The organism is Tahibacter amnicola, from assembly GCF_025398735.1.
GTDB classification, from domain to species: domain Bacteria; phylum Pseudomonadota; class Gammaproteobacteria; order Xanthomonadales; family Rhodanobacteraceae; genus Tahibacter; species Tahibacter amnicola.
Genome location: NZ_CP104694.1, coordinates 2,775,016 through 2,788,897 on the forward strand (window position 1 = coordinate 2,775,016; position 13,882 = coordinate 2,788,897).

The following is a 13,882-nucleotide window of genomic DNA, read 5'->3' on the forward strand; positions in this document are numbered from 1 at the left end:
AGTTCGGTATAGCGGTTCCGCACTGCAACAACGAGATCGCCCTCGATGGGTATTGACGTATTCGGCGCCTTCCAGCGGAACAGCGACGATGGCTGGCAGTTCGTCCAGAAGTTCTACGACGGCCGCCGAGGCCATCTTCGCGCGTGGTTGGGCGTTGCATCGGGTTACGCCGGGACAATCAGGCCGGTGCGGCCCTTGCGCCGACTGCCTGCGGAGTTCGACCACTACCCCTTCATCTATCACACGGATGGGAGTGTCCTGGCGTTCCTGGGCGAGTGGGGTCATTCATGCCTGCACGGCGACGAAATTCTCGACGCGCTGCCGGTGCTTTCCATCGTGTCGGCAAGCATTCCGTTGCATTTGTATGAGAAGGCGTGGCCGCACGAGAACGATCCAGCGCGCTGGCAGACGCTCACCGGGCTATGGCGCGATGCGGACCTTCCACCGCCGATCGCTGTGTGTTCGCGCACCGACAAGCCGCTGCACCACACGCATTCTGTCGAGGTGGAAGGACTGTTCGACGTTACGTCGTGCATCCAGTACTTCATTGATGAACTGATTGCACTGCGTGAGACGCATGGTGATGTGCGGCTCGTCTATGGTTTTGCCTAGGCCGGGGGCGCTGCACTGGTTTGACGCCGGCCGCAGCTCCCTGCCGCATGGCGTATCGATGCCCTGATCGGGCTGGAGAGCCGCTGCATCGCCTGAGATCCGAAAGGGGGCTTTCCACCGCAACAAGCGGATGGTTTCTGCGCTTGCGTACCGGCACGATCGTTCGCTCCGGCTGGCCAAGCCGTGCCCTGAATACCAATTCCCGCGCAATGCCGGCGCAATTGGTACTCGCTAACGGGGCGCGGCGCCCCCAGGCTGGTACCGAACGGCTTGATCACCACTGGCTCTGCGTACGACGAACCTATGATGTACAAGATCGCGCTACTGCTGTTACTCGCGGCGACACGGGTTTCCGCGCAAGCCCCTGTGCAGCGTCAATCCATGGACGATGCCTGGTGGACCGGCCCGATGCTCGCCAATTCCGCATCGACGCTGCCGAAAGGTCACTACCTCATCGAGCCCTACCTCTATGACGTCCAGTCCAATGGGGCATTCGACCGCGACGGCAGGCGGCACTCGACGGGCCGATCGCATGGCTATGGTTCCCTGACGTACATGACCTACGGCGTTACCGACGCGTTCTCGCTGAGTCTGATTCCAACATTCGGCTACAACGATCCCGCGCAAGGTCCCGGCAGCTCCGGCATCGGCATGGGTGACCTGGCGGTGCACGCGCAATACCGCCTGACTCAGTTTGAGCCGGGACACTGGCTGCCAACCCTCTCCGTCGCGCTGCAACAGACGTTTCCGACCGGCAAGCACGATCGGCTGGGTGGGCGCGCCAGCGACGGATTGGGGAGTGGCGCGCGTTCGACGATGCTGGGCGTCTATTCCCAGACCTACTTGTGGATGCCCAATGGCCGGATCCTGCGCATGCGGCTGAATCTCACGAAGACATTCTCCGGCGACGCGAACCTGGCCGACGCCAGCGTCTACGGCACGGACGATGGATTCCGCGGCACCGCGCGGCCAGGCGACACCTTCGTCGCAAATGCCGCGTGGGAGTACAGCATCACGCGAAACTGGGTCGTTGCGCTTGATGCGGTGTATCGGCGCACCGGCAACACGCGGGTGCGGGGCGTCGACGCAGCCGGGAGTGTGACACTGTTTGATTCCGGTTCGAGCAGATCCTTCGCGCTGGCGCCGGCCATCGAATACAACTTCAACGCGAATGTCGGCGTGCTCTTCGGGGTCCGCGCCGTTGTTGCGGGGCGCAATACATCCTCACATATCACGCCGGCGATTGCGGTGAATATCGTGCGTTGAGGTTTGTCGGGGTGGCGTGGAACTGGACGTGGTGACGGTCCGGCTCAGCGCGCCGGAACGGTTCGCCGGCAGGCCTGTGCATCTGGAGATCCCGCTGGAAGGCGACGGCCTCGCACAGCGCAAATCCTATCTGCGCGAGTCGACGATTCAATTTGCCGTTACCGCGGCCGCTGTCGGCAAGGGACGCGTAATGCTGTCCGCCTCCGAGATCCACGCCGCTGCGATGGCACAGCTGCATTGATGGCAAGCCCTCACCAGATCAGCTAGATTCGCCCGGCGCGCCGCGGGGAGGGCTCGAGCACATGATCGGCCTGTTGAACAGGGTGTGCAGAACCACAGATGCGCCGCCTGCACCCGGGCCGGCCGCAACCCGGGCACGCCATCGACCGGACGTTCACCGGTTCCCGGATCCGGTCGAAGACCTTACACCATCGCGGCGAACGCTTGATCCCGCGCCACCGCGCAGTTGAAACTGGCTCATTCGGGCCCGGATGGCCCAGGACCTAAGGACGGTCACACGGATCATGCGCACTTTTGTACTCAGAGCACGGGCTGCACCGACGGACAGCCAGAAACTGCTCGCGTCCGTGGGCGGCGAAGCCCACACGGAAATCCTGGCACACACGCTGATGAACGCGATCTTCACGGCGCAGTCGCATCGGCCGGATGTCGTGGTGTACCTCGTGCTGGAAAGCACGCAGGACTTCTCGCGCACCATTCGCTTCGCCGCTGATGCAATGCATGATATTGGCGGCTTCCACGAACAGGCATTGCTGGGAAAGGTCGCCAGGGCGCTCGACGTCTCCCGAGGCATGGGCAAGGAAGAGGAGCGGCCGGTGGAAGCGGGCATCACGGTGCGCACCATCAGCTTCGAACACCTCGTCCGTGAGCTCGCCGACGACCATGCGCTGTACGTGATGGATCGGAAGGGAACGTCCATTGGCGAGGAGGCGTTCGCGCCCAATCCCTGCTTCCTGCTGACCGACCATATTCCGATGCCGAAGAAGACCTTTCACAGTCTTGGCCGGCTGGGTGCGAAGAAGATCTCGCTGGGATCGAAAATGCTGTTCGCTTCGCAGTGCGTCGTGCTGATTCATCACGCGTTGGATGAGCGGTAGCGGTTAGTGTGTGGCTGATGGGCAGGCTCAATCAATGGGTCAGCCAGGGCACAGGCCGGTGATTCGATGGAGCGTCGATGAATGAGCCGGATCAGCGACCGACTGGCGCGCCTTCAAGAATCAGTGCGGGCATTCCCGAGACGCTCGTTGCTACCGCAACCGCGGTCATCACGCTGCAGGTCCTTGTTACGATCGGTGGCGTGTTTCCACGCGGGAACTGGTATGCCGGATTGTTCTTTTTCGCCGGTGCGATTTCGCTGTTCGGCGCTATTGGGCTGATCGTCCTGCGTCGCTCGGTCGTGTGGGTCGTGGCAGCCGCCATTTCGCTGCTGGACTGGTTGGTCGCGCTTGTCGTGCTGTACGGCATGGGTATCGCCCGGATGCATTAGGGAAGGTCGGGACGAGCTGCCGGCTTGAGTTCGTGCTGACGCCCACATGCCTGCAACCGCGCCCGGCACCGGCTTCGTCAGCGTTGGGCCATCCCCTGGCTCCAAGGGGCCCCGGAAAAGCAAGGCTCGCGAGGTGACTGCGGGACAAGTGCGCGCGTCGTCACAATTTCTTGATTTGTGCGCACGTGCCGAGGGCTTTGCGTGGCATTCCGGGCGTCCCCCCTGCGAATTCATGAGTGGGTGCAGCGGGGGGCTACACCTACACCCTGTAGTTTTCACTAACGCTTCGGCATCGCCAGGTCGATCGTCGGTCTGTTGTTCCTGTCGTAGCGCCGGCATGGCGTTACTACGGCCAGCCCATGCCCACGACAATCCGCCGCGACCTGCTTGTCGCCCTTATTGCGCGCGATGTCCGTGCCTGAAAAGCTCTGGAGACCCGCATGACCGCAATCGCTACACCCCTGGAAACGCCGGAGAGGGCGTTTCCGCGCCTGGCGCTGATCGCGCTGGGAGTATCGCTTTCCCTCGTTGCACCCGTCCACGCCGCCCGGCCCGATCGCAGTGTAAACGCCGGCGCGCGCGCCTTGCCGGATACGTCCTTTGTCGCCAATGCCCGCAACGAGTGCTCGCACTACGTGGCGCCGAACGGTAACGACAGCGCAGTTGGCAGCGCGTCACAACCCTGGCGCACGGTCGGCAAGGCCTTGCGCACGCTGCGCGCGGGCCAGGTCGGCTGCGTGGCATCAGGTACGTATGTGGAAAATGCGGCGCAGCCAGCGTTTTCCGGCACCCACGCCGCGCCGATTGTGCTCAAGCGGCAGCCGGGATCGGCCACGCGCCCGGTTATCCGTCCCAACGGTGCCGTCGCCGTCTTTCACATGGACCAGGACTACTGGATCGTCGACGGGTTCGATGTCGATGTTGCCGGGCAACGTGTCACGGGATTCCGCTGGTACAACAACGCGGATTTCGGCGTGTTGCGCAACTCAGTACTGCATGGATCGTCCGCTGGTGCGAACGTGTACGTCTCCGGCCGCGATTTCCTGCTGGAAGACAGCGAAATCCACACGAATTTCCGTACTGACAACGAAGACAGTCACGGCATCATCGTTCCGGAAAGTTCACCGGCTCCCGCCCGTATCCTGATCCGGCGCAACGTCATTCATGACAACGGCGGCGACGGGTTCCAGTGCGAAGGCTACAGCAGCCCGGACGCCGCCACGACGCCACGCGACATCACGCTGGAAGACAACCACTACTACACCTCGCCGGCGAACTTCGGGCGCGTGGAGCAGGCCGTGGATATCAAGAGCTGCCGTCAGGTCACGATCCGCGGCAGCATTCCGCCCGATGCGGACCGCCCGGGCGTGGCAGCGAACTACATGCACGGATTCCGCGAGAAAGCCGGAACCGTTGCCAAGGCGGGCAGTGCCATGGTCGTGCACTACAACGCACGCGATGTGCTGATCGAGAACACGCGGATTTCCGACTCCTGCAACGCACTGGGGGTCGGTCGCGGCGGCGACAGCAGCACATTGACCACGAATGTGGTCTTCCGGCGCAATGTGGTGCACGACCTGTTCAAGAACACGCCGAGCGGTTCGCGTTGCCTGGGCTACGGTATTTCGCTCAATCGTGTCGACAACGTCGATGTCTATCACAACACGTTTGATCGAATTCCGGCGACGGCGTTCTACGCCACGAACTACAACCCGGGCGGAACGCCAAACCGCAATATCGATTTCTGGAACAACATCGTGCGGGATGCGTCGCCCTGGATCAGCGTACCGACCAGCGCGTCGGTCCTGCAGGGGTTCGTCAGCGACAAGAACCTGTACTGGAACCGCTCGGGCCAGCAGGCGGGCATTCGCGTCAACGGTGCTGCGAAAACACTGGCGCAATGGCGCACCTATTCAAACTCCGCGCATACGCTGGTCGCCGACCCGGCCGGGCTCGTTCAGGACCCCTTGTTCGTCGATGCGCCAGCCGAGCATGACTACCAGTTGCAGGCGAACTCGCCGGCCCGCAACATCGCCCTGAACAACACCGGTGCGACATTCTCCGACGCGGGACCGGATATCGGTTTTCGCGAGCGGCACGCGGCGATCCACTCGTGCCGCCCGCTGAGCATCGTCGCCAGTGCCAGTGAAGGCGAGAACGTGCCGGCCAACGTCGTCGACGGCAATCTCGCCACACGCTGGTCCGCGCCGGGAGAAGGCTCGTGGATCACGTTCGACTACGGTAGCGTCCGTACGATGTCCGCCGCTCACGTGGCGTGGCACCAGGGCAACCTGCGCAGAAACCGCTTTGTGGTGTCCGTTTCGACGGACGGCCTGGCATACCAGCCTGTGTTCTCCGGCACGAGCAGCGGCACAACCACTGCCATCGAGAATTACGCCTTCGCGGGTACGCAGGGACGCTTCCTGCGTCTCACCGTCAACGGAAACACCTTGAACAGCTGGGCAAGTGTCACCGAGCTGTCCGCCACCAGCGCCTGTACGCGCGACGGCGAACAGAACTGATCAACACCGCGCGGCACCGGACTTGCCGGTGCCGCGCTTGCCCTCGTACTGGAGACAATATCCCATGACTGCACACCGATGGCCGCGCCGGGTGGCGCTGGCCCTGGCGCTTGGCCTGGCTGCGCCGCATGTGTCGGCTGCTATCGACACACCAACCGTGGCAGAACCCGAAACCGGGGTGGTGGAAGCGCTGATGTTTCAATCCGATGGCCGGTCCGCCGAGCCGGTGGAGATCTGCCATCCCCAGGCGCAATGGCTGCGCCTGCGCTTCAAGGCGTTCGCACTGCACGGTGCGGACACGCTGACCCTGGTCAGCTCCCAGGGCGACACCGAAACCCTGGGCGGCCAGGCGCGCAACGACCGCAGTTTTCACCTGCGCGCCCTGCGCGGCGAATGCGTGCAGTTGCGCGCGAACTTTGCCGATCCCGCCAGTCGATTCCTGGTCGACAGCTACCAGTTCGGTACCAGGGCATTGGAAGAAACGTCGCTGGTTGTCGCTGCCGCAGGGGATCTGTGCGGCTCCTGCGCGCAGACCGCCGCCGTGGTGGACGCCATCCGGCCGCAGGCTGTCATCGTTGCCGGCGACCTCGCCTACGATAACGGCACGCTGGCCGAGTTCCAGCAGCGTTATGCGCCCAACTGGGGGCGGTTCAAAGCGATCACGCGGCCGTCGCCCGGCAATCACGAGTACAACACCAGCGGTGCCAAGGGCTACTACGACTACTTCAACGGTAGCGGCCAGTTCAGCGGCCCGGCGGGGGATCGCGACAAGGGTTACTACAGCTACGACCTGGGCGAGTGGCATATGGTGGCGCTCAACAGCAACTTGCCGATGAGTGCCAATTCCGCCCAGGAACGCTGGCTGCGGGCAGATCTCGCGGCGAACACCAAGGCCTGTACGCTCGCCTATTTCCACCATCCGCTGTTCACCCGGGGCGGTCACGACAACGCCACGGCGACACGCCCTTTGTGGCGCGCGCTGCACGATCACCGCGCTGACGTCGTCGTGGTCGGGCACGACCACAGCTATCAGCGCTACGCGCCGCAGAACGCCGACGGCGTCGCCGATCCGGCCAACGGTATCCGCCAGTTCCTGATCGGCACAGGAGGCGCGCAGCCGAGGGCCTTCACGCGAAATATGCCGAACTTCGAGAGGGGTTCGGATACGACGCGCGGCGTGATGAAGTTCACCCTCGGTGCGCGTGGCTATGCGTGGCAATTCATGCCGGTGGCGGGAAGCACCTTTACCGACTCCGGAACCGCTACCTGCCATCGCGCGCCGCCGCCGGACGGCTGCCGTACGCCCACCGTTGCCGCCAGCGCCAGCGAAGGCACCAACGTGGCGGCCAATGCCGTCGATGGCAACCTGTCTACGCGCTGGTCGGCGTTGGGAGTGGGGTCCACGCTCACGCTCGACTACGGCAGGGAGGCGCGCGTGTCCGGCGTGCGGGTGGCCTGGCACGAAGGCAATCGGCGTCGCAACCACTTCACCGTGGCGGTTTCATCCGATGGCAGCAAGTTCCGCCAGGTGTTCGCCGGTACGAGTTCAGGCACGACGCTGGAACGCGAGCACTACACGTTTGCCGCGACGGCAGCCCGCTTTGTACGCCTGACGGTCAACGGCAACACGCTCAACGAGTGGGCCAGCGTGACCGAATACGGCGCCGACGCCGAATGCGGCGCCTGTCGCTTCGCGACGGTCACTGCCAGCGGAGCCGATGCCACGACACCGGCGAGCAACGTCATCGACGGCAACCTGGCGACACGGTGGTCCAGTCTTGGCGTCGGCCAGTGGGTGACAGGCGACCTGGGCGGCAGCACGTCCGTCAGCGGCGCAAAAATCGCCTGGCACCTGGGTGATCAACGCACCAATCGCTTCACGTTGGCTGTCTCCAGCGACGGCGTGCAGTTCCGTGAGGTCTTTTCCGGCACCAGCAGCGGCACGACCGCACAACCGGAGACTTACGCGTTCCCCGCTGTCTCTGCCCGGTATCTGCGCCTCACGGTCAATGGCAACTCGCAGAACACCTGGGCCAGCGTGACGGAGTTCGGTGCGCGGACGGGATGTAGCGAGGCGGAGTAGCGGCCATCGCGTGTTGTGTCGAACTTGCCCCGTGTGCGCTCGTCGCGCACGCGGGGCGTCAATCGGGAGGCGTGCCCCGGGGTTGTTCCGCTGGACGTGGCTTGTCCAGCGCGATAGTCCGACTGCGGTCGTTGGCAGGCAGCACCGCCGCCGGCAAGGCGTCGTCCGTGCCGGCAAGAATGCGAACATCTGTACTTACGGTGCGCTGCGATGTAAAGAAGGGAAGAAATGCCGAGCGGCTGCGATAGTCGGGAGGGGCGATGATGCATTGCCCGGGCTCCTTGCGATTGGATGGCTGCAAATACCAGCAATTGCCGGGCATCCATCGTGGCCGGCCTCCGGGAGGCCGGGCCCGTGAGCCAGCGCAATGTCATGAAGCGATCGGAAAACGCCGAGCGGGTAGTCCCGTTTCGGGCGCTCCTGGCGCCATCGGCTCCGGTCAGCAGCTGTCCCGATACCGTTCAGCTGTCTCGATGACCCCTGGTAGCGACAAGCGCCGCCACCGCCGCTATCGTTGCCGCCGGCGGCGCAAAGCCGCCCCGAGCTGGCTATTGGGGGGCTTGTCATGAAGATTCACGCAGTCCTGCTCGTTGCCCTGACGTCGGTCACGGCAGTCGACGCCCACGCCGCATCCAGCGAGCTTTCGAACAACACCTCGGCGAAGTGGGGCGAACAAGCAAACGCTGACCCGTCATCCGTCAGCAACGCCGTCCGGGAAACGCCGGCGGCAGCCGCCGAACAGGCGGGCTACCGCGACCGTACACCCGAGGAGCGGCAGCCGGAGCCCAAGCCGACCGTCGCCCGCCAGCCGCTGACGCCTGCCCTTGCGGCCGCCGTCGCCACCGCGGCTGATCCGGAGAAGGCGCCCGAACGTCCCTGGGGGATGATCACCGCAATTGCCGTTGGCGTCCTTTTGTTGTGGCGGTGGTTCTTCCGCTGACTCCGGCGCGACGGATCTGACGGACGTTGCCGTGCGGCGGCGTCCGTCCGTGCCGTCGCCGCGCGGGGATCCCTGCTATTGAGTGCGCTGGGGTGGCGTTGCCAACGCCGCACTACGCTGTCATCGTTACGGGTTTCCGTTCCCACGTAGCCGGAGCTCCCCGTGACCGTATCCCTCTATACCGCATCCGTTCCCGTGTTCCAGCAGATGCTGGGCAGCCTCGGCGACGTGCTCGCCAAGGCGCAGGCGCACGCCACGGCGAAGAACATCGAACCCGCAGCCCTGCTGCAGAGCCGGTTGTTTCCGGACATGTTCCCACTCACACGCCAGGTGCAGATCGCGTGTGATTTCGCCCGCGGCGTGTCCGCGCGCCTGGCAGGTGTCGAGGTGCCCCGGAACGAGGATAAGGAAACCTCCTTCGAGGAACTGCAGGCATTGATCGCGCAAACCCAGGCCTTCATCGCGGGCCTTGCACCCAGCCAGTTCGACGGCGGCGAAGAGCGCGAAATCGTGACGCGCCCCGGCACGCCCAAAGAAAAGCGCTTTACCGGCAGCGCCTATCTGCTCACCTACGGAATTCCCCAGTTCTTCTTCCATGTCACCACGACCTACGCGCTGCTGCGTCACAACGGCGTTGAGATCGGCAAGCGCGATTACATGGGACTGAAGTAAGAAGTTGATGCGCACTGTCCGTCGAAGGGGCGGACAGTGACTGGGCCGTACTCCCCAGTACACGGGTGAGTGCAAACAGAGCTTCGCCGCACCGACGCGAAGTAGTCGGGCAACTTTTACACTGGGAGACACCAGGCCTGGGCTGGGACCTTTGTCTCCGATCGGACCAATTCCTGTCCGACCAGGGCGTGCGTCGAACCTCGTACGCACCGCGGATAGCAGTGTATGTCCCTGACGCTGGTCGGCGAGCCGGCCGTCGAATACCGATAGCACCCAAGTTGGCGGCATGTCTGCCGATGCCGCGGAGCTTCGTGCCAGATCATCCCGGGAGCTGCAAGAGCGTTCGCGCTGCTCTTGGCGCAGACGTGGTGCACTGGTGGCAAGTGCCGTGATCAACGGTCGCGCTGATTTTCGAAAGGAGCCAATGGGGAACGGGCCGCCCCATAGTCCCTTCACTATGGAATAGTAAAAAATGAGAAAGACATATGGTCTTGTGGGTTTCCTGGCCCTCCCGCTCCTGGGCGTTGGTACTGCAGCGGCGCAGGACATTCAGCACGTTTGCCGCAACCAAGTGCCCGCCGGCTATATCGCGACCGACAAGAAATACTCCATCACCGAGTGCGGAACCTTCTCCAGTGCGACCGATAACGTCTGGGTGGTCACCCGATATGACCATCTGCCGGTTGGGGCCCGGATGGATGTCTGCGCTGATCAACCCATACCCGCTGGCTGGCAGGCGGTGCGCTCGACGCAGACTGCACAGCGCTGTTCGATCAGTCACATGCCCACCTCTCCGACGGTTACGGAGATCGCTCACGTCAGCTGTGTCAACCAGAGTCACTCGTCGTGCTACCCGCCATCGGGCTCGTGGATTTCGGTCTGGCCACAGAAAGCCATCGTGCCGCCAGGCCAGAGTTACGGATGGACGGACGTTTCCTACGGCTCTGGCGCAGGTGCATGCATCTGGATCCACAACACAGGCGCTCCGGCACCCACGCTGTGGACGTGCGGCGGACCGCAGGGCACGAACATCCGCTGGGATCACGTCCCCGCAGGTGGGGAAACCCGTTTCATCCTCTCGCCGAGCATGACGTCGCCTAGCCCGGAATTGGCCAGCAAGACGATCCGGGCTCCCGCCAACCCGGCGGCGTCGATTTCCGCATCGCCACTGGTGGTCAGCGTGCCGGCCGGCACCAACTTCGGGAGCACCACGATCTCCTACCAGCTTCCTGGCGCTTCCGGTGCGTGCGTATGGACCCAGAACTCGGGCGAAGCACCCAAGCTCTGGAGTTGCGGCGCTGCCTCGGCGACGCTGCAGTGGTCATATGTACCGCGGGGAGGGAGCTCGACATTCTGGTTGACCACCAGCTGGACGGCCTCAGAACCACGCCTTGCGACGGTGACTGTCACCGGTCGATGAATCGACTTCGCCGCGGAGATTTATTACATCTCACTGAATTGCGGTGACTGATGCGTGGCGGCGCCCGCTGATGAAGCGGGCGCGCGCCACGGTCGATGGGGGACGTACTCCGAGGATGCTACGTGGAGGCCATCAAGGACAACCCACGCCATCAATCGCCGTCAGTCGTTGCAGCTGCATCATGCCCGCTGGCGTAAAGGCGCTGTCGGTGCTGTTCCAGTCCACGCGGCCGTTGTTGCAGTCGGTGAAGGTGAAGGTCAGGGTTCCCCAGGGACGCCGTTCAATCGTTGCTGGATTGAAGTTTGGCGGGAAGCGACCGTTCAGAACTCGCCCTGCATTCATCACCACGCGATCACCCTGGATATTGCCAGCGCCGTTGATCCACACGGCGTTGCCGGCATTGTCGAAGGTGAACCAGAACGCCGTGGCGACGCCATTAGGCAGGATCTCCAGCTGGAAACCATGCCCGTTCTGCGCCGGGTCGTACCAGTTTCCGGTGATACCGGGCCTGATCGTGAACGATGACCCCGCTGGCGTGCCGTCGAAGCGCCCCGATACGATGCCGCGACTTGGGCCGCCGCTGCCACTGTAGGTTTCCACGCTGCCGGTGAGGCCCTGTGTCGTGATGTTGATCGCAACACTGCCGCCGCCGTTGGTGAGTGCGGCATTGGGCGTCATGCGCAGCACACGCTGGCTTCCCTGCAGCTGGAATACCAGCGTCGGTTGCGGATTGCCCAGATTCGTGGTGCTGGCGACGGAATTGGCCGGACCGAAGGTGATGGGCGGGAAGTCTCCGATATGACCGTTCGCGACCGACACGGCCCATTCGGAAAAGTGATTCGTATCGACGTCGTAAATGAAATAGCCCGAGATCGATCCGCTGTCATCGAATGAAGCATTGGACACATTCCAGCGCACGGGGCTGGCGGATGCGAAGGCGCACCAGCTCAGCAGTACCAGGCACACGAGGCGTGCCGCGCGATGGGCCAAACCTGGCTGACGCGTCGTCATGATCATCTCTCCGTGATGATGGTGCTGGCGACTGTATCAGCGTCCCGGCGGCGCACGGCGATCAGCGGTACGGCCTGGTCAGAGCGGGTTCCGGATTGTAAATCGGGCGTCAAAGCGCATCAGTGCGCCTGGCATGAATGTTGGCGAAGCACTCGGCACAGAACGTCGGTGTTGTGTGAAAGAAGGGAATGCCACGCACGCGACGAGGGCATGGATTCCACCGTGTCATCGAATTGGCTTGAGAACCCGTGCATCCGCGTTTTCGTGCTATGGGACATCGGCGACGAAGACGCGGAGCGGTAGATCCGGTGTCTCGATGTCGATATCCGGAGCGGCATCGTGGTCGGCGGCGTCGCGCCAGTCCTCTTCGACTGCGTGTCGCGCAATCTCCGATGCGTCGTCCGTCATTGTGATGGAGCGGGCAAACGGAAGCCGTCCATGTGACCGGGATATCAGGCTCATTCGCAGCTGGCGTGCTTGGCCGTCGTGCCAGCAGTAGAACCACATGGCGCCAGCTTGCAGCTGTTGCCGTCGCAGCGCGGCGACATCCGTGATGAATGTCGTCACCGTGGTGGTGCTCACGGCCTGAATTTCGTCGTCGATAGGCGAGAAACACCACAGGTTGTCATTTGCTTCACGCAGGACGTCACCAGCATCGATGACAACGGCGGGGTCGTCCTTGATCAGATCCAACCACTTGCGGACAGGCGTTTCGTCGCTGCGTGGCATCGCTTTTTCTGCTTGTCCGGGGTAGTGGATTGAATCATACGCAACGAGATCGGTGGAATGTGGTCATCCCTGTTCGGTCCGGTTGCCGTTCTTCGTTCTCGGGAATCACGGGAATTATCCGGATGTCGGGATTTGCACAGCGGCGACGGGCATTCCGGCCTGCGGACTATGAATACTTCCAGCCGCGACCACTGCCACCAGGGAAGCACGATCCGCATGAATAGCAGCGCCAGTTCCTTCGTGCGTTCACTGCGGCGCGTGAGCCGGTCACTGCGGAGGTGCGTGCCGTGCTTGTGCGGCGTGACGTTCGCCGTGGTCGCACCACTTTCCACAATAGCTGCGGACAACTACGGCACGGATCGCACGCTCATGCGGCCGCCGGGATTTTTGATCGCACCCGGAGGAATGACGTCACTCACTGGCCAGATGGCGACGAGGTTCGCGGACCGGCCGCTGATTGCCGCCACGGTGTGGACGATCGTCGCTGGCGAGTCGCCTGCGCGCACCCTGGGCCTGGACCGGAAGCAGGTGCTCGGACCCACTCGCGCCCTTGCCAGGTCTGACACCGCCGAAGGCCGCATGAAGATCGATCAGGCGTTGGAGCAGGCGCGAATGGCCGCCGACAGCGCGCGCAAGGCGGACGCATCCGGACCAGTGCGCCCGGTGCGCAAGTTCCTGTCCGGGGCGACAACGGACGGGGAGTACGTGGACTACCTGCGCGACTGGGAAGCACGCATCGGACGCGCCCACAAAGCCGTGCAGCTCGACAGCGGGGTTCGCGGCAGCGTCACCCTCACGGTGGCGATCCGTCGCGATGGCAGCGTTGAGCGTGTGGACGTGGTCCAGCCCAGCGGTCACCCCGATGTGGATGCCAGCGCGATTCGTATCGTCCATGCCGCCGCACCGTTTCAGCCCCTGAACGGACTGTCCGTGGATGTGCTGCATATCACGCGCACCTGGCAATTCCTCGCTCCGGAAGGCCCCCGTCGCCCCTGACCTCGGCCGGCCTCCCTCGGCCTGGCAAGGTATCGGAGGTCCAATCGGCCCGATCGGACGTACGGACCCGCCGGGGCGGACGACCTCAGCAGACGCCGGGCCGAGCATGACGTCACCTCACCGG

General features: G+C 63.7%; 13 protein-coding genes. 11 read left to right on the forward strand and 2 right to left on the reverse strand.

The genetic code is table 11. The features are described from left to right. Window positions 1–45: 45 nt before the first annotated feature. The 10 genes from N4264_RS11715 (at window position 46) to N4264_RS11760 (ending at window position 11,022) form a co-directional block, all read left to right on the forward strand. Window positions 46–612 carry a hypothetical protein gene (locus N4264_RS11715; protein WP_261697219.1) on the forward strand — a complete coding sequence of 189 codons (567 nt, stop codon included), beginning with the start codon at window positions 46–48 and terminating at the stop codon, window positions 610–612. A gap of 303 nt (window positions 613–915) precedes the next feature. After that, window positions 916–1,878, forward strand: a complete 963-nt coding sequence (locus N4264_RS11720) for a transporter (protein WP_261697220.1) — start codon at window positions 916–918, stop codon at window positions 1,876–1,878. 28 nt (window positions 1,879–1,906) lie between these two features. Continuing rightward, the gene (locus N4264_RS11725; protein WP_261697221.1) at window positions 1,907–2,119 is read left to right on the forward strand and encodes a hypothetical protein; all 213 of its coding nucleotides are present in this window, start codon (window positions 1,907–1,909) and stop codon (window positions 2,117–2,119) included. Window positions 2,120–2,402: 283 nt separating this feature from the next. Beyond that, window positions 2,403–2,996 (forward strand): tRNA (pseudouridine(54)-N(1))-methyltransferase TrmY, encoded by a 594-nt coding sequence (gene trmY / locus N4264_RS11730; RefSeq protein WP_261697222.1) that lies wholly within the window; start codon window positions 2,403–2,405, stop codon window positions 2,994–2,996. Window positions 2,997–3,073: 77 nt separating this feature from the next. Continuing rightward, window positions 3,074–3,385 (forward strand): hypothetical protein, encoded by a 312-nt coding sequence (locus N4264_RS11735; protein ID WP_261697223.1) that lies wholly within the window; start codon window positions 3,074–3,076, stop codon window positions 3,383–3,385. 440 nt (window positions 3,386–3,825) lie between these two features. Then, window positions 3,826–5,907 carry a discoidin domain-containing protein gene (locus N4264_RS11740; protein ID WP_261697224.1) on the forward strand — a complete coding sequence of 694 codons (2,082 nt, stop codon included), beginning with the start codon at window positions 3,826–3,828 and terminating at the stop codon, window positions 5,905–5,907. A 64-nt stretch (window positions 5,908–5,971) separates the two neighbouring features. Beyond that, window positions 5,972–7,990 (forward strand): discoidin domain-containing protein, encoded by a 2,019-nt coding sequence (locus N4264_RS11745; RefSeq protein WP_261697225.1) that lies wholly within the window; start codon window positions 5,972–5,974, stop codon window positions 7,988–7,990. A gap of 565 nt (window positions 7,991–8,555) precedes the next feature. Then, complete coding sequence (locus N4264_RS11750) at window positions 8,556–8,930, forward strand: hypothetical protein (RefSeq protein WP_261697226.1); 375 nt, start codon at window positions 8,556–8,558, stop codon at window positions 8,928–8,930. A gap of 162 nt (window positions 8,931–9,092) precedes the next feature. Further along, complete coding sequence (locus N4264_RS11755; protein ID WP_261697227.1) at window positions 9,093–9,602, forward strand: DUF1993 domain-containing protein; 510 nt, start codon at window positions 9,093–9,095, stop codon at window positions 9,600–9,602. A gap of 472 nt (window positions 9,603–10,074) precedes the next feature. Beyond that, window positions 10,075–11,022: a hypothetical protein gene (locus tag N4264_RS11760; protein WP_261697228.1), complete on the forward strand. Its 948-nt coding sequence runs from the start codon at window positions 10,075–10,077 to the stop codon at window positions 11,020–11,022. A 132-nt stretch (window positions 11,023–11,154) separates the two neighbouring features. Here the strand turns inward: N4264_RS11760 and N4264_RS11765 are convergent, their stop codons facing one another. Both N4264_RS11765 and N4264_RS11770 read right to left on the reverse strand, forming a co-directional pair. Then, window positions 11,155–12,033: a hypothetical protein gene (locus N4264_RS11765; RefSeq protein ID WP_261697229.1), complete on the reverse strand. Its 879-nt coding sequence runs from the start codon at window positions 12,031–12,033 to the stop codon at window positions 11,155–11,157. Between the two features lie 267 nt (window positions 12,034–12,300). Next, on the reverse strand, window positions 12,301–12,762 hold the full coding sequence (locus tag N4264_RS11770) for a hypothetical protein (RefSeq protein ID WP_261697230.1): 462 nt from the start codon (window positions 12,760–12,762) through the stop codon (window positions 12,301–12,303). Between the two features lie 405 nt (window positions 12,763–13,167). On the opposite strand from N4264_RS11770, the gene N4264_RS11775 reads away from it, so the two are divergent. Beyond that, entirely contained in the window at window positions 13,168–13,758 is a 591-nt protein-coding gene (locus tag N4264_RS11775; RefSeq protein WP_261697231.1) for a cell envelope integrity TolA family protein, read from the forward strand. Window positions 13,759–13,882: the final 124 nt, after the last annotated feature.

Coding starts and splice junctions, on each gene's coding strand:
- N4264_RS11770 (WP_261697230.1), bottom strand. CDS start 12,762: ATGCCACGCAGCGACGAAACGCCTGTCCGCAAGTGGTTGGATCTGATC.
- N4264_RS11745 (WP_261697225.1), top strand. CDS start 5,972: ATGACTGCACACCGATGGCCGCGCCGGGTGGCGCTGGCCCTGGCGCTT.
- N4264_RS11735 (WP_261697223.1), top strand. CDS start 3,074: ATGAATGAGCCGGATCAGCGACCGACTGGCGCGCCTTCAAGAATCAGT.
- N4264_RS11740 (WP_261697224.1), top strand. CDS start 3,826: ATGACCGCAATCGCTACACCCCTGGAAACGCCGGAGAGGGCGTTTCCG.
- N4264_RS11750 (WP_261697226.1), top strand. CDS start 8,556: ATGAAGATTCACGCAGTCCTGCTCGTTGCCCTGACGTCGGTCACGGCA.
- N4264_RS11765 (WP_261697229.1), bottom strand. CDS start 12,033: ATGACGACGCGTCAGCCAGGTTTGGCCCATCGCGCGGCACGCCTCGTG.
- trmY (WP_261697222.1), top strand. CDS start 2,403: ATGCGCACTTTTGTACTCAGAGCACGGGCTGCACCGACGGACAGCCAG.
- N4264_RS11715 (WP_261697219.1), top strand. CDS start 46: ATGGGTATTGACGTATTCGGCGCCTTCCAGCGGAACAGCGACGATGGC.
- N4264_RS11720 (WP_261697220.1), top strand. CDS start 916: ATGATGTACAAGATCGCGCTACTGCTGTTACTCGCGGCGACACGGGTT.
- N4264_RS11775 (WP_261697231.1), top strand. CDS start 13,168: ATGACGTCACTCACTGGCCAGATGGCGACGAGGTTCGCGGACCGGCCG.
- N4264_RS11760 (WP_261697228.1), top strand. CDS start 10,075: ATGAGAAAGACATATGGTCTTGTGGGTTTCCTGGCCCTCCCGCTCCTG.